This window comes from Streptomyces sp. NPDC088733 (genome assembly GCF_044751185.1).
Taxonomy (GTDB): Bacteria; Actinomycetota; Actinomycetes; order Streptomycetales; family Streptomycetaceae; genus Actinacidiphila.
On the sequence record NZ_JBIVLH010000008.1, the window covers coordinates 61,467 to 79,126 of the forward strand.

The window sequence follows — 17,660 nt, forward strand, 5'->3', positions numbered from 1 at the left end:
GGTCCGTCAGACCAGCCCCGACACGCGGAACACCGCCCGGGCCGCGGGCCCGTCGACGCCGTCGCCGAGGTGCGCCAGCACCCGGGAACCGTGCCGCAGCACGCCGCGGTCGCGGGAGCGGTGGGCGCCGGCCTCCAGCAGGTGCCACAGCAGGGGGTCGGCGGCCAGCGTCCGCGGATCGACCTCCACACAGCGGCCCGAGGCGTCGTACAGCAGCAGGTGCGCCGCGGGCCCCTGGTGCTGCCGTACCGCCACCAGGGCATCGGTGCGGACCGTGCGGGTGCGCAGCGAGCGGCGCACGGAGAGCCAGCCGTCGCCCGCCGTCACGCGCGGCGGCACCAGCACCGCCAGCACCAGGACCGCCAAAACCGCCCAGAGCCCGGCGCGGGCCGCGCCGAGGGTGCCCGCGGCCGCGTCGAGGGCCAGGGCGAGCGCGAGGAAGCCGAGCGCGCAGAGCGCCGCGAACCGGGCGTGCCCGGCCCAGCGGCGGTCGGTGTGGCCGGAGGCGGTCCGTGTCATGCCGCCGACCGTAGGAGCGGCCCCTTCCGCACGGCCGGCGGCTGACGCGCCCCTGACGGCCCGCCGCGCGATCCTGGCGCGGCCTTGACGGCCGGCGGATCAGCCGACGTGCACGCGCGGGCGGCGGGTCCGGTCCGGTTCCGCCTCGCGCAGCACCTCGCGGGTGACCGGGGCCACCTCGCCCTGCCCGAAGAGGAAGAAGCGCAGGAAGTTCGCGAAGGGAGTGCCCTCGGTCCACTCGAAGTAGATGTGCGGACGCTGCCCGCTGGCGTCCCGCACGTGCAGGAGCAGGGCGGCCAGCGCGTTGGGGATGGACGAGGACTCCAGCGTGAGCACCCGGTAGCGGCCGTGCAGCACGTCGCCGCGCACGGTGAGGCCGGACTCGAACTCCGACGGGTCGGAGACCGTGACCTCGACGAAGACGAAGTCGTCCTCCGCCGGGATGTCGTTGTCGGCGCGGATCTGCTGGATCTTGGCGCGGTACTCCGCCATGTCCCGGCGGTCCGGCTCGTTGGCGATGAAGCGGATCCTGCGGTGCGACATGTCGCGGACGAAGCGCTGGGCCATGTCGTCCAGCGTCACGCTGGTGACGCGGAGTTCGAAGGCGCGGGCCAGCCTCGACAGCAGGGAGATGAGGATGATGCCGGCGATGAAGCAGGCACCGATCTTCACACCGTCCGGGCGCTCGATGACGTTGACGACGGTGGTGTAGAGGAAGATGGCCGAGATCACGGCGAAGCCGATGGTCCAGCCGCGCTGGTGGGCCTTGCGGGCCGCGATGGTCACCGCGATCGCCGCGGAGCTGATCAGCACCAGCACACCGGTCGCGTACGCGCCGCCCTGGGCGTCGACGTCCGCGTCGAAGATCCAGGTGACCAGGAACGCCACCAGCGTGAAGACCAGCACCATCGGCCGCACGGCGCGCGCCCAGTGCGGGGCCATGCCGTAGCGGGGCAGGTAGCGCGGCATGAGGTTGAGCAGGCCCGCCATGGCCGAGGCGCCGGCGAACCACAGGATGCAGATGGTGGAGACGTCGTAGACGGTGCCGAAGGCATTGCCCAGGTACTCGTGCGCCAGGTACGCCAGGGCGCGGCCGTTGGCCTGCCCGCCGGACTCGAACTCCTTGGCGGGGATGAGGAGCGTGGTGATGAAGCTGGTGGCGATGAGGAAGCAGCTCATGACGACCGCGGCCGTGGTCAGCAGTTTCTTCGTCCCGCGGATCCGCCCGGCGGGCTTCTCCTCGGTGTCGCTGTCGTCGCCCTGCACGTGGGGCATGACCGCCACGCCGGTCTCGAAGCCGGACAGGCCGAGCGCCAGCTTGGGGAAGACCAGCAGGGCCACGCCGACCATCGCCAGCACGTTGCCGTGCTCCGCGGTCAGGGCGCTGGACCAGTCGGTGACGACGTGCGACGCGGTCGCCACGTGCCACAGCCCGACGACGACCACCACCACGTTCAGCGCGAGGTAGAGCCCGACCAGGGCCACGGCGACGCCGATCGCTTCCAGGAAGCCCTTGAGGAACACCGCGCCGAGCAGGGCCACCAGGAACAGCGTGATGATCATCTCGTGGCCGTGCAGCACGCTGGTCAGATGCGGGTTCTCCACCAGGTGGGTGGAGGCGTCGGCCGCCGACAGCGTGATCGTGATCAGGAAGTCCGTGGCCGCGAAGCCCAGCAGCGTCAGCACGAAGAGCTTGCCCTGCCAGAACGACAGCAGCCGCTCCAGCATCGCGATCGAGCCCTCACCGCGCGGACTCTCTTCCGCGACCCGCCGGTACACCGGCAGCGCGCCCGCGAGCGTCACGACCACCAGGACGATCGTGGCGACGGGCGACAGCAGGCCGGCGGCCAGCGCCGCGATGCCCGGCTGGTAGCCCAGGGTGGAGAAGTAGTCCACACCCGTCAGGCACATGACCCGCCACCACCGCTGCCCGCGGTGGGCGCTCTCGGGTACCGGCTGCCCGCCCTGCTGGTGCCGGGCCATGTCGGACAGGCCCTCCAGCATCCACGCGCGCAGCCGACTCGGATGAGCGGACATGGCCACGTTGCACTCCCGTCGACAACAGTCAAGAATCCGCCGTCGGCGGACGGCCACGTCAGCGTACGCAGCCCGGCCGGGGCCGTCGGCGCACGCCACGGCCGCGCGAGGGCGGCGGGGCACCGCCGCGGCCGCTCCCGTGCCCCGCGGCCGGGGCGTGCCGGGGGCGGCGCCGCGGGGGCCGGGGCGGCCCACCCGATGATCAATTCCCCAGGTCGGGACGGGAGTCGGGGCCGGCGGGGGAGCACGTCGCGGCGAGCCGGTGACGGGCCGCGGAACAGTAGGGTCCCGCCCGCCGGAGCGGGTCCGCCGTTGACGGGCTCCATACGGCTGACGCGCAATCCTGACGCGTTCTTAACGCCCTGCCTCCCCCCGGCTCCCCGACCGTTGCCGGAACCGGGTAGATTCTCCCGTGGAGTGCCGGGAAGTCTGGTCGGCGAAGACATGCGCAGCAGCCGTACCATCTCTTTCCCTGGGGACCCTCACATGACCGTCCTGACCGCCGTCCTCCTGCTCGTGGCCCTGGCGACCACCGTGGCGACCGGCGCCAGGCACTGGCGGGTCCCGGCTCCCTCCCTCCTCGTCGTGGCCGGGCTGCTGGTCGGCCTGCTGCCGTGGGTGCCCGCGGTGCACGTCGCGCCCGAGGCGATCAGCGTCGTCGTCCTGCCCCCGCTGCTGTACGCCTCCGCCGAGGAGATCTCCTGGCGGGAACTGCGCCGCGTGTGGCGCCCGGTCACGGTCCTGGCCTTCGGACTCGTGGTCACCTCGGCCGCGGCCGTGGCCGCCGTCGCGGCGGCCGTGACCCCGCTCGGCGGACCGATGGCGCTGGTGCTGGGCGCCGTACTGGCCAGCACCGACCCCGTCGCCGTGACGGCCCTCGGGCGCCGGCTGTCCCTGCCGAACCGGGTGAAGGTGCTGGTCCAGTCCGAGAGCCTGTTCAACGACGCCACGAGCCTGGTGCTGTTCAAGGTCGCCATCGGTGCCGCGGTCGCCTCGGGCTCGCTGCTGACGCCCGCGGCCGCGGGCCGCTTCCTCGAACTGGGCGGTGGCGGCGCGCTGGTCGGGGCCGCCGTCGCCGGACTCGTCACGCTCCTGCGCCGGCGCACCGAGGACCCGGTGCTGGAGACCGTCGTCTCCCTGGTCACGCCGTACGGCGTCTACGTGCTCGCCGAGGACCTGCACACCTCCGGGGTCACCGCGGTCGTCCTGGCGGGCGTGGTGCTGGGCAGCACCGGGCACCGGATCACGAACGCGCCGATACGGCTGCAGATCCACGCCGTGTACGCCACCGTCGTCTTCCTCCTGGAGAACGCCGTCTTCGCGCTCATCGGCCTCCAACTGCCCACGCTCGTGCGCGAGCTCGATCCGTCGGAGCGCGGCCTGCCGCTGGTCGTGGGCGTGTTCGCGGTGGCTGCCACGGTCGTCCTCCTGCGGCTCGTCTGGGTCTTCCCGCTGTCGGCCGTCATGCAGCACCGCCGCAAGGACGGCCCCGTCTCCTGGCGGGTGCCGCTGGTGACCTCGTGGGCCGGCACCCGCGGGGTCATGCCGCTGGCCGCAGCCCTGTCGGTGCCCCTGGTGACGGCCGGCGGCGCGCCGCTGCCGCACCGCTCGCTCGTGCTCACCCTGACGACGGGCGTGGTGGTCCTGACCGTCGTCGTCCAGGGATTCACCCTCGCCGCGGTCGTCCGGCGCTCGGGCATCGCCCTCGAACCGGAGCACACCGCCCGCGAGGAGGCCAGGACCCGCGACGCGCTGTCCCGCGCGGGCCTGCGCTACCTCGACCAGCTGCACGACCTCGAAGCCGCGCCGGCGTCCGCCGTGGTCCAGTTGCGCCGCCATCTGGAGGCCGGACTCGACGAGGGGGACGAGAGCCCGGGGTCGGGCCGCGCCGCCGCCTTCGCCGAGGCCGTGGCCGCCCACCGGGACCTGCGCCGGGCGCTGATCGGCGTGCAGACCGGGGAACTGCGGCGGCTGTACGAGGCCGGTGAGGTCAGCGACGCCACCCAGCGCGCCGTCCAGCGGTCCCTGGACCTGGAGGAGGCCGGGCTCAGGGCATGAAGGAGTCGTGCGGCCCGCGTCCGAGGCCGAGGCGTGCGCGTCCTCCGCGGCGCTCGGCCTCGACGAGTTCCGACATCAGGGGCGGCGGCGGTACGGCGAGCACGGGGCAGCGGGCGTGGTCCAGGCAGTGCCGGGCCACCGACGGCGACAGCAGGCGGCGCAGCAGGCCGTGCGAGCCCGTGCCCACCACCAGCAGGTCGGACTCCTGGTCGGCCACCCTGACCAGGGTGGGGCCGGGCATGCCCAGCGCGATGACCGGGCGCAGCTGCGGGTCCAGGGGGATGCTGCCGCCGAAGGCGGTGTCCAAGGCGGCGAACAACTGCCGCCGCGCGAGGGAGTGCCAGCGGTCGAGCAGGGGCGGCGACGGCGGCCGGCCGGAACCGAGGTCGACACCGACGGTCTCCCAGGCGATCACCACCGTCAGCGCCGCCGACCGGCGGCGTGCCTCCTCGACGGCCCTGTGGAGAGCCGCCAGGCTGCCCAGGGATCCGCTGACACCGACGACGACACGGTCTTCGCGGGACTCACGCATGACTCCATGCAAACGCCGTGCCGCGAGCGGGCAACGGTCCTTGTCGCGATCCTGACGCCGCCGCCCCCGGGCCTGACGGAGCCCTGACCCGTCCGCGACCGCGGCGTCAACAAATCGACGCGCGCCGTCAACGTCCCGTCAGGGAGGGCCGCCGCCCCCCGGCGCCAGGGATTAGCGTCCTGCTGCGCCCCGGCCCGACGTGCCCGGACCGGGGCCCAGTCTTCCCTCTTGGAGGAATCCATGACCGAACCCGCGTCCGAGGACGACCCCGAGCCTTGCGAACCCGACCCGGCCGGAGACCGCGGGATGCTCTGCGTCCCCGTCCGGCCGGGACCCGCCGGCTGCGTGACGCGGATGTTCCGCACCCCGCTGGGCGATCGCACAGCGGTCGCCTTCACCACGCCGGAACGCCTCTCCGCGACCCTCGGCGCGGAACAGGAATGGATCAGCCTGTCGGAACCCGCGCTGCGCTCGCTCGCCCGGCCGCTCGGTGTCACCGCCCTCACGGTGGACCCCCAGTTCGCGGCCCCCGCCGTCAAGGACGACCCCGACGCGTCGTCCGACCGGTTCGGCTCCCAGCTGATGGGCGTCCTGCGGGTGACCGGTGCGTTCGCCCTGGTCGACGCCCTGTGTCTGTGGATCCGCTGACGAGTCCGCAGCCCGCCCCGCAAGGGGCCCCTCCTACGCCCTCCGGGCAGGTGCCGTCCCCGCGTTGCCCTGCCCGGAGGTGCCCGACCCTTTCCGCACCACCGCACAGTTTCCCGGAGCACCTCAGATGACCACAGCCCCCACCCTCGCCGCACCGGCCCCGGAGGGCGAGGCCGAAACACCCGGTCCCGGCCGGAACCGCCGTGTCGGCGGGGGCCTGCTCGATCCCCGGCAGCTGTGGCTCGCCCTGCCGGAGGCGCTGCGCAAGCTCAACCCCGTCACGCTCTTCCGCAATCCGGTCATGTTCGTCACCGAGATCGGCGCGGCGCTGACCACCGGGCTCGCGATCGCCCACTCCTCGCTGTTCGCGTGGCTGATCACCGCGTGGCTCTGGCTCACCGTCGTCTTCGGCAACCTCGCCGAGGCCGTGGCCGAGAGCCGCGGCAAGGCGCAGGCGGACTCGCTGCGCCGGACCCGCCGGCAGACCACCGCCCGGCGGCTGACGGAGAAGGGGGAGCGGACCGTCCCCGCGATCGCGCTGCGCCGCGGTGACATGGTGGTCGTGGAGGCCGGCGAGCTGATACCCGGTGACGGCGACGTCGTCGAGGGTGTCGCCAGTGTCGACGAGTCCGCCATCACGGGGGAGTCCGCGCCCGTCATCCGCGAGTCCGGCGGCGACCGCTGCGCCGTCACGGCCGGGACCAAGGTGCTCTCGGACCGCATCGTCGTCCGCATCACCCAGGATCCCGGCGCCGGCTTCCTGGACCGGATGATCGCCCTCGTCGAGGGCGCCAACCGGCAGAAGACCCCCAACGAGCTGGCCCTGAACCTGCTCCTGGTCATGCTGACCTTCGTCTTCCTGATCGCCGTCGTCACCCTCCAGCCCATGGCGATCTTCTCCAAGGGCATCACGGGCGCCGCCCCCGACAGCACCGCGCTGACCGCCGACGGCGTCACCGGCATCGTCCTGGTCTCCCTGCTGGTCTGCCTCATCCCGACCACCATCGGGGCCCTGCTCTCGGCGATCGGCATCGCGGGCATGGACCGGCTCGTGCAGCGCAACGTCCTCGCCTCGTCGGGCCGCGCCGTGGAAGCGGCGGGCGACGTCAACACCCTGCTGCTCGACAAGACCGGCACCATTACCTACGGCAACCGGCGGGCCGGCGGGTTCCTGTCGATCGGCGGCGTCGAGCCGGAGCGACTCGCGCAGGCCGCCCTGCTGTCCAGCCTCGCCGACGAGACCCCCGAGGGCCGGTCGATCGTCGCCCACGCCCGCGAGCACTTCGAGCTGAGCCACCACCGCGCCGACGAACTCGAGCTGCCCGAGGCCGCGTGGGTGCCCTTCAGCGCCGTCACCCGCATGTCCGGGGTGGACCTGCCCGGGGGCGGGCGGCAGTTGCGCAAGGGCGCCGCGTCCGCGATCGCCGGCTGGGTCCGCGAGAACGGCGGCACGGTGCCGGCCGGCCTGGACGTCTACGTCGAGCAGGTGTCGTCCTCCGGCGGCACCCCGCTGGCCGTGGCCGAGCGCACGTCCGACGGCCCGGCCCGGGTGCTCGGCGTCATCCACCTCAAGGACGTCGTCAAGCCCGGACTGCGCGAACGCTTCGACGAGATGCGGCGCATGGGCATCCGCACCGTCATGATCACCGGCGACAACCCGGTGACCGCCCGCACGATCGCCGAGGAGGCGGGCGTCGACGACTTCCTCGCCGAGGCCACCCCCGAGGACAAACTCGCCCTGATCAAGCGGGAGCAGGCGGGCGGCAACCTGGTCGCGATGACCGGTGACGGGACGAACGACGCCCCGGCGCTGGCGCAGGCCGATGTCGGCGTGGCCATGAACACCGGCACCTCGGCCGCCAAGGAGGCCGGGAACATGGTCGACCTCGACTCCGACCCCACGAAGATCGTGGAGATCGTCGAGATCGGCAAGCAACTCCTGATCACCCGCGGGGCGCTGACGGCCTTCTCGATCGCCAACGACATCGCCAAGTACTTCGCGATCCTCCCCGCCATCTTCGTCGGGGTCTACCCCGCGCTCGACGCCGTCAACATCATGCGGCTGCACTCGCCGGGCTCCGCGATCCTGTCCGCCGTCGTCTTCAACGCCGTCGTGATCGTCGCGCTGATCCCGCTCGCCCTGCGGGGCGTGCGCTACCGGCCGTCCTCGGCGTCCGCCCTGCTCACCCGCAACCTGTGGGTGTACGGCCTCGGCGGCGTCGTCGTCCCCTTCCTCGCGATCAAGTTGATCGACCTCGTCCTCGTCCAGTTCGTCCCCGGGATCTGACCATGCCTCCCCATCCCCGCCTCCCGCACTGGGCGGCCCACCATCTGGCCGCCGTACGGGTCGTCGTGGCGCTCACCGTGCTCGTCGGCCTTGCCTACCCGCTGGGTATGACCGCGCTCGGACAACTGCCGGGGCTCCGCCACACGTCCCCCGGCACCGCCCTCGGCAGGTCCTGGACCGACACCAAGGGCCGCCCGCTGCCCGGCTACTTCCAGTCCCGGCCCTCCAACGCCGGTGCCGGCTACGACCCGGCCGCCTCGGCGGCCGGCAACCTCGGCCCCGAGAGCGTCGTCGACACTCCGGACAAGCCCAGCCTGCTCACCCAGGTCTGCGCGCGCAGCAAGGCGGTCGGCGAGCTGGAAGGCGTCGACGGCTCCCGCCCCTACTGCACCGCCGACGGCGTCGGCGCCGTGCTCGGCGTCTTCCGCGCGGACGGCACCATCGGTGACGTCCAGCGCGTGATCAGCCTCAACCAGCCGTGCCCCGCGCGGCCGTTCACCGCCTCGTACGAGGGCGTGGCCGTGGCGTGCGCCGCGGCGGGCGCCGACTACGCGAAGGCCGTCGTCGTCCCCGTGCGCGGCGGCGCCCCCGCGCACCCCGTGGTGCCCGCGGACGCCGTCACCGCGAGCGGGAGCGGCCTCGACCCGGACATCAGCCCCGCCTACGCGCGCCTCCAGACCCCCCGGGTCGCCCGCGAGCGCGGCCTGCCCGAGAGCACCGTGCGCGCACTCGTCGCCCGCTGCACCACCGGCCGCGCACTCGGTGTGTTCGGCGAGCCGGCCGTCGACGTCGCCGGCCTCAACAGCGCGCTGGACCGCGCCCGTCCGCTCCAGGGAGCCTGAGCATGACCGTCTTCGGCTGGCTCCAGGCCACCCTCGTCATCGCCGTCGTCGTCGGCCTGCACGTACCGCTCGGCGACTATGTCGCCCGCGCTCTCGACGGCGGACGGCACCTCGCGCCCGAACGGCTGCTGTACCGCGTCTGCGGCATCGACCCCGACCGCGAACAGAACTGGCGGCACTACCTCTTCGCGCTCCTGGCGTTCAGCGCCGCGAGCATCGCCGCCCTCTTCGCGCTGTTCACCTTCCAGGACCGCCTGCCGTGGTCGCTCGGCCGCGACGGCATGCCCTGGCCGCTCGCGCTGCACACCGCGGTCAGCTTCACCACCAACACCAGCTGGCAGAACTACGCGGGCGAGTCCACCACCGGCCACCTCGCGGTGATGGCGGGCCTGGGCACCCAGGCCTTCGCGTCCGGCGCCGTCGGCATCTGCGCGGCCCTCGCGCTGGTCCGCGGCCTGGTCCGGCGCGGTACCGACGAACTCGGCAACTTCTGGGTCGACCTGATCCGTTCGGTGCTGCGCGTCTTCCTGCCGCTCTCCGTTGTTTTCGGACTGCTGCTCATGGCGGCCGGCGTGCCGCAGCACCTCTCCGGCGTCGACCAGCTGGCGGGCCCGGTCGGCTCCTGGGAGCCCCTCAAGCTCATGTCGGGCGACGGCGGCGGCTTCTTCAACGCCAACAGCGCCCACCCCCTGGAGAACCCCTCCGCCTGGACCAACACCGTCGAGATCGTGCTGATGCTGCTGATCCCGACCGCGCTCGTCCGCACCTACGGCCGCATGGTCGGCAGCCTCCGCCAGAGCTGGACCCTGCTGACGGTCGTGGGCATCCTGTTCTGCCTGCTGCTCGTCGCCGGCAACCTGGTGCAGAACCTGCACACCGGCACCGTCACGGCGGCCGTCGGCGGCCAGACCGAGGGCACCGAGACCCGTTTCGGCGTCCCCGCGAGCACCCTGTTCGGCGTCTCGGCCACCGCCTCCGCCGACGGCGCCGCCAACGCCTCGTACGACAGCTTCTCCAGCCTCGGCGGAGGCGTGCTCCTCGCGGGCATGATGCTCGGCGAGATCGCGCCCGGCGGCACCGGCAGCGGGCTGTACGGCCTGCTCATGGCGGTCATGGTCGCCGTCTTCATCGGCGGGCTGATGGTCGGCCGCACGCCCGAGTACCTGCGCAAGCGGATCGGCTTCGGCGAGATGCGGCACGTGGTGCTCTACGCCCTCGTCGCCCCGACCACGGTCCTGGTGTGCTCCGCGATCGCGGTCGCCCTGCCCGAGGGCCGCTCGTCCATGGGCAACACGGGTCCGCACGGTCTCAGCGAACTGATCTACGCCTACACCAGCAACGCGGCGAGCAACGGCAGCGCGATGGCCGGGTTCAACGGGGCCACCGACTTCCACAACCTGCTCATGGTGGCCGCGATGCTCCTCGGCCGCTACGTGCCGATCGTCTTCGTGCTCGCCCTCGCCGGGCGCCTGGCCCGGCAGCGCCCCGGCGTGGTCACGGTCGGCACCCTGCGGCCGTACGGCGTCAACTTCGTCGTCCTGGCCACGGGGGCCGCGCTCGTCCTCGCGCTGCTCAACTTCCTGCCGGCGCTGTCCCTCGGACCGGTCGCGGAGGGGCTGCTCTAGCCGCGCCGCCCGAACCGCTGGACGGACCGGGCGGCGCCCCCGAGGATGGGGTGCCGTGATGGTGAACAGCGTCGCCGACGCCGACGCGCTGGTGAGCAGCGCGCACGAGGGCCAGACCGACCGCATCGGCGTGCCGTACGTCGAGCACGTGCGCGCCGTCGCCGCGGGGCTCGCGCCCTTCGGGCCCGAACTGCAGATGGCCGGGCTGCTCCACGACATCGTCGAGGACACGCCCTGGACCGCTGAGCGGCTGCGCGCCGCGGGGGTTCCGGACCGCGTCGTCGCCGTCGTCGAGCAGGTCACCAACCAGCCCGGCGTCGCCTACGCGGACAAGCTGCGGCGCATCGCCGCCGACCGGGACGCCACCCTGGTCAAGATCGCCGACAACGCCCACAACAGCCGGGCCGACCGCGCCGCCCGCCTCGACCCGGCCGCACGCGAACGGCTCGCCGCCAAGTACCGGGCCGCCCGCGCCGTCCTGTGGCCGGCCGCCGCGCGCGGCGACATCGCGGCGATCCTCGCCGTCGTCAACCCGGACCTGCTCGCCGAACTCCCGGCGGACGACGGCACGCCCTGACGACGCGGCTCAGTCCGGGCCGGCCGTCGCCGGCTCCCGCGACGCCGGGCGGGCCGCGGCGATCGCGGCCTGGAGACTCGCCAGCCAGATCGCGGCGTCGACCGCGTAGTAGAGCAGCGGATCGGGGGCCCCGCCCGCCGAGGCGGTGCAGACGTCGTGGATGACCGTGCGGTCCGTCGGCGCGTCGTCCGGGTGCGGGTTCTCGGGGAAGGCGCGCTCGCGGCCCAGGATCAGGTCGTAGCTGAACGGCAGCGCCAGGCCCCGCAGGCGGTGCGCGGCGTCGCGCAGATGCGCGGCGCTCAGCGGCCAGGCGGACAGCGCGCCCGGCGGGCAGTTGTCCAGCAGGACCTGCCCCATGGTGATGACGCGGTTGCCCGCCAGCATGATCACCTGGAAGTCGGTGTCCCCCGACGCCGCGTGCCGGGCGTCGTGCCGCTCGGTGGCGTACTGGGCGTAGGTCGCCTCGACGATCAGCTGCGCCAGCCGGGCCCTCGGCAGGGCGTCGGTGGCCCGTGCCCCCTCGGTGATCCTCTCGGTGATGTCGGCGACCGCGCGGGTGCCCTGGTCCAGAACGCGGGCGCAGGCGCGCCGCAGTTCGCCGGTGCCGCCGTGCGGCCAGGCGAGCAGGCCGACGACGGCCCCCGTCACGGCCCCGGTCAGCACGTCCAGGAAGCGGGCGGCGGCCAGTTCCGGCCCGCTCGGGGCGATCTGGGTGAACGCGGCGGCCACGGTCAGCGTGAAGAACGCCTGGCCCCAGCCGGGACCGAGCACCTTGCCCGAGGCGAAGGCCAGCAGCATGCACGGCGGCAGCAGCGCGGCGAACACCAGCGGCGTCCCCGCGGCGAAGTACAGGATCAGCGCCGCGACCACGGCGCCCGCGAGCGTTCCGCGCAGCGCCGGCATCAGCGCGGTGCGGGTGCCGACGGCGCTGGTGCGCATCACCGTGAGCGTGGTCAGCAGGGCCCAGAAGCCGTGCTCCAGACCGAGCGCGCCGACGACCAGCCGGACCGCCGCGAGCGCCACGGCGATCCGCACCGCGTTCTGGAAGTACACCGACCGCGGCGTCAGATGGGCGCGCAGCCGGTGGTAGTACAGCTCCGCCGTGGGGCGCCCGGCGTACCAGAAGGCCCCGGGACGGGCCGGCAGCGGCGTACCGTCCGCCGGCACACGCGCCCCGAGCACGATCCGGACCGCCGTGACGACGAAGTCGGCCGTGTGCGTGATGTCCAGGGCGATCGCGCCGTTGCGCACCATCGTGGCGGAGTCCGTGCCCGTCCCGCGCGGCCGCACGCGGTGCGACTCGAAGGCGCTCGCGGCGGCACCGCAGACGGCCTGCATGGGCGGCGGGGCCCGGCCGGTCAGCGCCCGGTCCACGTCCTCGCAGGCCGCGGCCGAGGTCAGCAGCAGCCCCATGGCGGCCGGTTCCGGCGGGGCCGCGCCCTCACCGGCCGACTCCGTCAGCTGCCATGTCTGCGCCAGCAGATGCCGCATCTGCGAGGCCGCCTCGGACAGCGCCCGGTCCCGTGCGGACGCCGACGCCGGACGCTCGTCCGTCGGCACATGGCTCATCCGCAACTCCTGCGAGGCCTTCAGCAGCGCATCCGGATCACCCCGCCGGGGCGGGTCCGCCGCCAGCCCGTACAGCGTCTCGGCCGCCGTCCGCGCCGCCCGCGCGACCCGCTGCTCGTACCGGGCGGGACACGGCGCCGGCCACAGGAAGCACTCGGCGAGGCCGATCAGCACGACCCCGGCGACCAGGCCTGCCAGCCGGTGTCCCAGCGTCGACGGCGCGTACGGAGGGAAACAGGGGAGGATGTAGAACAACTGCAGCCCGTTGGCGAGGCCCACCAGCTTCGGCCCGCCGACCCCGCTGAACGTGACGAGGAAGCCCACGACCAGCATCCCCAGGGCCGCCGTCCAGGCGTGCGCCGCCAGCACCGTGCCCAGCGTCACCAGGGCCATACCGACCGGCAGTGCGGCCATCAGCGTGCGGGCCCGCTCGCGCGGCGATCCGGGCACGGAGGACAGCCCGCCGGCCGCGACAGCGCCGAACAGGGCGTAGATGGCCACTGTCCGGTCGCCCAGGCCGTACCGCGCGGCGTAGAAGCCCGTGCAGGCCACCACGGTCACCCGCGCCGAGCGCCGCACCGCCGCGAGACCCGGATCGCGGGCCCGCAGCCACTCCAGTCCGCTCCGGCGCGCCACTCCCATCGTCAAACGGTAGGACGCCCGCTGACGCCGGGCCACCGCACCGCGGTCACGGGCCTTGAGGCGTCCGCTCAGGTGGCCCGCCCGCCTGTGGGGCGGGGTGGCGCCGGGCCGGTCGGCGCGGCGTCGCTCACGCCCGTGGTGGATGTGGTCCCCGGTCGCGGCGAGGATCTGGCCGGGTGGCCCGGCAGCCGCTCCGGGGCCGTTGCCGAGGCGTCGCTTCGGCGCGTGGTGGGTCGCGGTGGCGCGGGGCCGGGCGTGAGCTTGCGGCCTTCGGCCGGCGTGCGGCCGGGTGGCCCGGCGGGCGCTTCAGGGCGGGGTGGCGTCGGGCGGTTGGCGCGACGCAACTTGTGCCCGTGCCTGGGTGGGGTGCGTGCCGGGAAGTGGCGGCGCGAGCGTGAGTGCCGTGCCCGGTCGTGGCCGCTGCCCTTGGCGAGGCGGTGGGGTTGGCCCGGCGGCAGCTTCGGGGTGTGGCGGGTGTGGTCCCCGGTCTCGGTGGGCGTCTGGCCGGGTGGCCCGGCAGCCGCTCGGGGGTGGTCGGTGTGCTGCGTGCTGAGGCGCGGTGGCGCAAGGGCGGGTTGCCGTGGCCGGTTGTGGCCGCTGCCCTTGGCGAGGCGGTGGGTGGCCTGGCGGCGGCTTCGGGGCGGGGTGGGGCCAGGCCGGTCGGCGGGACGTGGGTGGCCCGGCAGCCGCTTCGGGGCGGTCGGGGGTGAGGGGTGTGGCGCGTACAGGCGCAAGGGCGGGTTTCCCCGCCCTGGTGAGTGTGCGGTGGCGCCGGACGGGTCAGCTCGGGGTGCGGGACTCCAGGTCGCGGCGGGTGGCGTCGCCGTACTCGCCGCTCTCGTCGCCGCGGATGCCGTACCAGACCTGGAAGCGGGCGACGGCCGCCGTGAGCCGCCGGTCGAAGCGGCCGTCCACCGGTCCGCCGGTGTAGACGTCGGGAATGCGCAGCAGGCGGGCCTGGAGTTCGCTGACGGCGGGGCCGCTGTCGCCCTCCCGGAGCACGCCGGAGGCGGTTCCCGCGGCGGGCGGCGCCGTGGTGACGGGCGGGGCGGGGGCCGCCGGTGTGAGGGTGGCGCCGGGGGAGGACAGCGCGAGCGCGAGCCCGAAGCCGGCCGCGCCGGCGCCCGCGACGAGGGCGCCCAGACCGGTGAGGCGCAAGGCGCGGGACGAGGCGTGCCGCCGGGTGGCCTCGCCGGCGGGGGGAGCCGCAGGCGGCGCGGGCGCCGGTCGCGGGCGCTGCGATCCGGCCGGGCGAGGGGCGGCGCCGGCGGGGCGGAAGAGGTCGAGGGACTCCTCCCAGGAATCGCCCGCGGCCGCGGACTCACGTGCGGGGATGACCCGCGTCGGCTCGATCATGCGGCGCCGTGAGGGCCCTCCGGCGGACGGGTTCGGCACTGGGGTACCCCTTGTCTCCCCCCCTCGGTCCTGCTGATTCGCCCACGTTAGGAACGAACTGCCGTGCCCCCGCCGGGAATCGGTGAATCCGCCCCGCCCGCTGCCGTACTGCGCTACGCCCAGGGCGGGGCGATCCGGAAGGAGGTGTCCGCGCGGTACCCCGCCTCGTGCCGGTAAGGGTCGATGCGCAGGCGGAAGTCGCGGTGCCGCAGCAGGTGGTCCGGGTAGTTGTACGACGCGAAGGAGACCGTGCCCCGCCAGGCACCGGGCCGGGCGCAGAACGTGGCGTCCTCGCGGAAGAGCGCGGAGCCGTCCGGCCGGCCGACGCGGAGGCGGAAGTCCTGGTGCCGCAGGTAGTCGCCGTCCGGGGTGGCGAAGGAGACGCAGCGCGCGTCGGCCAGGCCGGGGACGAGCACGAAGGTGGCGGCGCGGCGTGTCGCACGGGAGGACGACGGGCCGACGGGGTCGAGGCGGACGGTGCCGCCGGGAGCGCTCCAGTAGCGGTCGGGGTGGTCGGCGGACTGCAGGGACAGGCTGTGGCCGCGCGGCGCCCGCGAGTCGTCGCCGTCCGCGCCGTCCGCCCGGTGGTGGTGGCTCGGTGTCGCCCGGGGCGCGGCGGGCGTGCTGTGCGCGGGTTCTGAGCCGCGGCTCGCGGGAGGCGGGGTCACGGCGGGGAGCCGGGTGGTGACCGGTTGGATCCGCGGGGCGGAGGGCGGGAGGGAGCGCGACGGCGACGCCTTCGCCGCGGCCGGGACGCCGCCCGACGGCCGGCCGGGCGCGGCCTGCTCGGCGGCCGTCTCGCCGGGCGCCGGCGCCGCGTGGTGGAACACCACCGGCGCGAGCAGGGCGCACACCGCGACCACCGCGGTGCCCGTGACCAGGCGCAGCGCCCGCGTCTGGCGCCGGGGTGCCGGTTCCGCCCGCCCCGGTGCGGTGAGGGCGACGCCCAGCCGGCTGCGCGACGCCGCCCGCGTCCAGGCCTCGTCGTCGAAGCCGGGGAACGGGTGGTGGTGTGTGCCGGGGGTGTGGCGGCGCGGCTGGAAGACGTCCAGGTCCTCGTCGTCGGGGCCTTCGGGGCCTTCGGGGCCTTCGGGGCCGTCGGGCTCTGCGGCTGTCACGTGGGGTGCTCCGTCGCTGTCGGACCGGGGGACGGCGGCGGTGCCGGGCTGCCGGACGGACGCCTTCCGTGAGCGGCGAGATTAGCGAGACCGGGTGGTTTCTGCGGGGCTTCCGTGAAAACCGTTACCCGGTGATCCCGTCGTCGTCGACCCGTCAACTCCCTTTCCTCTCAATGTGGTTGACGTTCCGTCCGGACCGGCGGCGGGCCCCTCGTCCGGGCCCGCACCGGCCCCGACCCCGGCATGAACGGTCCCACCTGCGGGAAGGCGCGCCTGCGGAACCCGCCCCGCACGCCGAACGCCCAGGAGGTGGCCCCATGGCAGGGTCGACCGCTCACGCCGATCCACCGGGAGCAATGCGGACGGACGTGCCGGCACGGCTGGACCGGCTGCCCTGGACGCGCTGGCACTGGCGCATCGTGATCGGCCTCGGCACGGTCTGGATCCTCGACGGCCTGGAGGTGACGATCGTCGGCAACATCGCCGGCCGCCTCGCGGAGTCCGGCAGCGGCATCGACATCACCACCGCCCAGGTGACCACCCTCGCGGCGGCGGTGTACGTGGCGGGTGCGTGCCTGGGAGCGCTGTTCTTCGGCCGCCTCACCGACCGGCTCGGCCGCAAGAAGCTGTTCATGGTCACCCTGGCCGTCTATTTGGCAGCGACCGCGGTCACGGCGTTCTCGTGGACCGCCTGGTTCTTCATCCTGTGCCGCTTCTTCACCGGCTTCGGCATCGGCGGCGAGTACGCGGCCATCAACTCCGCCATCGACGAACTGATCCCGGCCCGGGTCCGCGGCCGGGTGGACCTGATCATCAACGGCAGCTTCTGGATCGGCGCGGCGGTCGGCGCCTTCGCGTCCATCGCCCTGCTGAACACCGCGCTGTTCGCCACCGATGTCGGCTGGCGCCTCTCCTTCGCCATCGGTGTGGTCCTGGGCCTGGTGATCCTGCTCGTGCGCCGCCATGTCCCGGAGAGTCCGCGCTGGCTGTTCGTCCACGGCAGGGCCGAGGAGGCCGAACGCCTGGTCGCCGACGTGGAGCGGGAGATCCACGAGAAGACCGGGCGGCCCCTCCCGGAGCCCGAGGGCAGCATCCTCATCACCCCGCGCGGCGACATCGGCTTCGTCACCATCGCCCGGACGGTGACCCGCACCTACCCCCGGCGCACGGTGCTCGGCCTCGCGCTCTTCGCCGGCCAGGCCTTCCTCTACAACTCCGTCACCTTCGGCTACGCCGTCATCCTCACCACGTTCTTCGACGTCCCCAACGGCAAGACCGGCTACTACTTCGCCGTGATCGCGGTCGGCAACTTCATGGGGCCGCTGCTGCTCGGCCACCTCTTCGACTCGGTCGGCCGCAAGCCGATGATCTCCGGCACCTACATCGGCTCCGGCATCCTGCTGCTGGGCACCGCCTGGCTGTTCCAGCAGGGCATGCTCAGCGCGTTCACGATGACGGCGTGCTGGACCGCCGTGCTCTTCCTCGCCTCGGCCGGTGCCAGCGCCGCGTATCTGACGGTCAGTGAGATCTTCCCGCTGGAGACCCGGGCGCTGTGCATCGCGTTCTTCTACGCGGTCGGCACGGCGCTCGGCGGCATCACCGGGCCGCTGCTCTTCAACGGGCTGGTCAGCAGCGGGAAGCCGTCCGACACGACGCTCGCCTTCTGCATCGGCGCGGTGCTGATGATCGTCGCCGGGTGCGTGGAGGCGGCCATCGGCGTGCGCGCCGAGCGCCGCAGCCTGGAGTCGCTGGCCGCGCCGCTCAGCGCCGTCGACGAGTCCGGGCGGACCGCCGCCACCAAGGGCTGATCC

At 74.0% G+C, this 17,660-nt stretch carries 13 protein-coding genes; 7 read left to right on the forward strand and 6 right to left on the reverse strand.

Going from position 1 to position 17,660, the window contains the following annotated elements; all coding sequences use genetic code 11:
- Window positions 1-6: 6 nt before the first annotated feature.
- Both ACIP64_RS16610 and ACIP64_RS16615 read right to left on the reverse strand, forming a co-directional pair.
- Window positions 7-519 carry a hypothetical protein gene (locus tag ACIP64_RS16610; protein WP_401586661.1) on the reverse strand — a complete coding sequence of 171 codons (513 nt, stop codon included), beginning with the start codon at window positions 517-519 and terminating at the stop codon, window positions 7-9.
- 99 nt (window positions 520-618) lie between these two features.
- On the reverse strand, window positions 619-2,556 hold the full coding sequence (locus ACIP64_RS16615; protein ID WP_401586663.1) for an amino acid transporter: 1,938 nt from the start codon (window positions 2,554-2,556) through the stop codon (window positions 619-621).
- A 486-nt stretch (window positions 2,557-3,042) separates the two neighbouring features.
- Here ACIP64_RS16615 and ACIP64_RS16620 point away from each other — a divergent pair, with 486 nt between their 5' ends.
- Window positions 3,043-4,614, forward strand: coding sequence for a Na+/H+ antiporter (locus ACIP64_RS16620; RefSeq protein WP_401586666.1), 1,572 nt, complete (start codon window positions 3,043-3,045; stop codon window positions 4,612-4,614).
- Here ACIP64_RS16620 and ACIP64_RS16625 read toward each other — a convergent pair.
- The gene (locus ACIP64_RS16625; RefSeq protein WP_401586669.1) at window positions 4,604-5,146 is read right to left on the reverse strand and encodes a universal stress protein; all 543 of its coding nucleotides are present in this window, start codon (window positions 5,144-5,146) and stop codon (window positions 4,604-4,606) included. The genes ACIP64_RS16620 and ACIP64_RS16625 overlap by 11 nt on opposite strands.
- Before the next feature lie 240 nt (window positions 5,147-5,386).
- On the opposite strand from ACIP64_RS16625, the gene ACIP64_RS16630 reads away from it, so the two are divergent.
- The 5 genes from ACIP64_RS16630 to ACIP64_RS16650 all read left to right on the forward strand — a co-directional run bounded on the left by ACIP64_RS16630 (window position 5,387) and on the right by ACIP64_RS16650 (window position 11,125).
- On the forward strand, window positions 5,387-5,794 hold the full coding sequence (locus ACIP64_RS16630) for an SAV_915 family protein (protein ID WP_401586672.1): 408 nt from the start codon (window positions 5,387-5,389) through the stop codon (window positions 5,792-5,794).
- Window positions 5,795-5,921: 127 nt separating this feature from the next.
- Window positions 5,922-8,081: a potassium-transporting ATPase subunit KdpB gene (gene kdpB, locus ACIP64_RS16635; RefSeq protein WP_401586675.1), complete on the forward strand. Its 2,160-nt coding sequence runs from the start codon at window positions 5,922-5,924 to the stop codon at window positions 8,079-8,081.
- Window positions 8,082-8,083: 2 nt separating this feature from the next.
- On the forward strand, window positions 8,084-8,923 hold the full coding sequence (locus ACIP64_RS16640) for a potassium-transporting ATPase subunit C (RefSeq protein ID WP_401586678.1): 840 nt from the start codon (window positions 8,084-8,086) through the stop codon (window positions 8,921-8,923).
- Between the two features lie 2 nt (window positions 8,924-8,925).
- A complete protein-coding gene (kdpA, locus tag ACIP64_RS16645) occupies window positions 8,926-10,548 on the forward strand; it encodes a potassium-transporting ATPase subunit KdpA (RefSeq protein WP_401586680.1) in 1,623 nt (540 codons plus the stop codon).
- A gap of 58 nt (window positions 10,549-10,606) precedes the next feature.
- Window positions 10,607-11,125: an HD domain-containing protein gene (locus tag ACIP64_RS16650; protein WP_401586682.1), complete on the forward strand. Its 519-nt coding sequence runs from the start codon at window positions 10,607-10,609 to the stop codon at window positions 11,123-11,125.
- Between the two features lie 9 nt (window positions 11,126-11,134).
- Here ACIP64_RS16650 and ACIP64_RS16655 read toward each other — a convergent pair whose 3' ends face one another.
- The 3 genes from ACIP64_RS16655 to ACIP64_RS16665 all read right to left on the reverse strand — a co-directional run bounded on the left by ACIP64_RS16655 (window position 11,135) and on the right by ACIP64_RS16665 (window position 15,849).
- Complete coding sequence (locus ACIP64_RS16655) at window positions 11,135-13,336, reverse strand: FUSC family protein (protein ID WP_401586684.1); 2,202 nt, start codon at window positions 13,334-13,336, stop codon at window positions 11,135-11,137.
- Window positions 13,337-14,116: 780 nt separating this feature from the next.
- Window positions 14,117-14,692: a peptidoglycan-binding protein gene (locus ACIP64_RS16660; RefSeq protein ID WP_401586686.1), complete on the reverse strand. Its 576-nt coding sequence runs from the start codon at window positions 14,690-14,692 to the stop codon at window positions 14,117-14,119.
- Between the two features lie 152 nt (window positions 14,693-14,844).
- Window positions 14,845-15,849 (reverse strand): AbfB domain-containing protein, encoded by a 1,005-nt coding sequence (locus ACIP64_RS16665; RefSeq protein ID WP_401586689.1) that lies wholly within the window; start codon window positions 15,847-15,849, stop codon window positions 14,845-14,847.
- Between the two features lie 317 nt (window positions 15,850-16,166).
- Here ACIP64_RS16665 and ACIP64_RS16670 point away from each other — a divergent pair, with 317 nt between their 5' ends.
- A complete protein-coding gene (locus ACIP64_RS16670; RefSeq protein ID WP_401586692.1) occupies window positions 16,167-17,657 on the forward strand; it encodes an MFS transporter in 1,491 nt (496 codons plus the stop codon).
- The last annotated feature ends 3 nt before the right edge of the window (window positions 17,658-17,660 follow it).

Bases quoted from the DNA above. Each gene is read 5' to 3' on its own strand.
- ACIP64_RS16610 (WP_401586661.1), bottom strand. From the start codon at position 519: ATGACACGGACCGCCTCCGGCCACACCGACCGCCGCTGGGCCGGGCAC.
- ACIP64_RS16615 (WP_401586663.1), bottom strand. From the start codon at position 2,556: ATGTCCGCTCATCCGAGTCGGCTGCGCGCGTGGATGCTGGAGGGCCTG.
- ACIP64_RS16620 (WP_401586666.1), top strand. From the start codon at position 3,043: ATGACCGTCCTGACCGCCGTCCTCCTGCTCGTGGCCCTGGCGACCACC.
- ACIP64_RS16625 (WP_401586669.1), bottom strand. From the start codon at position 5,146: ATGCGTGAGTCCCGCGAAGACCGTGTCGTCGTCGGTGTCAGCGGATCC.
- ACIP64_RS16630 (WP_401586672.1), top strand. From the start codon at position 5,387: ATGACCGAACCCGCGTCCGAGGACGACCCCGAGCCTTGCGAACCCGAC.
- kdpB (WP_401586675.1), top strand. From the start codon at position 5,922: ATGACCACAGCCCCCACCCTCGCCGCACCGGCCCCGGAGGGCGAGGCC.
- ACIP64_RS16640 (WP_401586678.1), top strand. From the start codon at position 8,084: ATGCCTCCCCATCCCCGCCTCCCGCACTGGGCGGCCCACCATCTGGCC.
- kdpA (WP_401586680.1), top strand. From the start codon at position 8,926: ATGACCGTCTTCGGCTGGCTCCAGGCCACCCTCGTCATCGCCGTCGTC.
- ACIP64_RS16650 (WP_401586682.1), top strand. From the start codon at position 10,607: ATGGTGAACAGCGTCGCCGACGCCGACGCGCTGGTGAGCAGCGCGCAC.
- ACIP64_RS16655 (WP_401586684.1), bottom strand. From the start codon at position 13,336: ATGGGAGTGGCGCGCCGGAGCGGACTGGAGTGGCTGCGGGCCCGCGAT.
- ACIP64_RS16660 (WP_401586686.1), bottom strand. From the start codon at position 14,692: ATGATCGAGCCGACGCGGGTCATCCCCGCACGTGAGTCCGCGGCCGCG.
- ACIP64_RS16670 (WP_401586692.1), top strand. From the start codon at position 16,167: ATGGCAGGGTCGACCGCTCACGCCGATCCACCGGGAGCAATGCGGACG.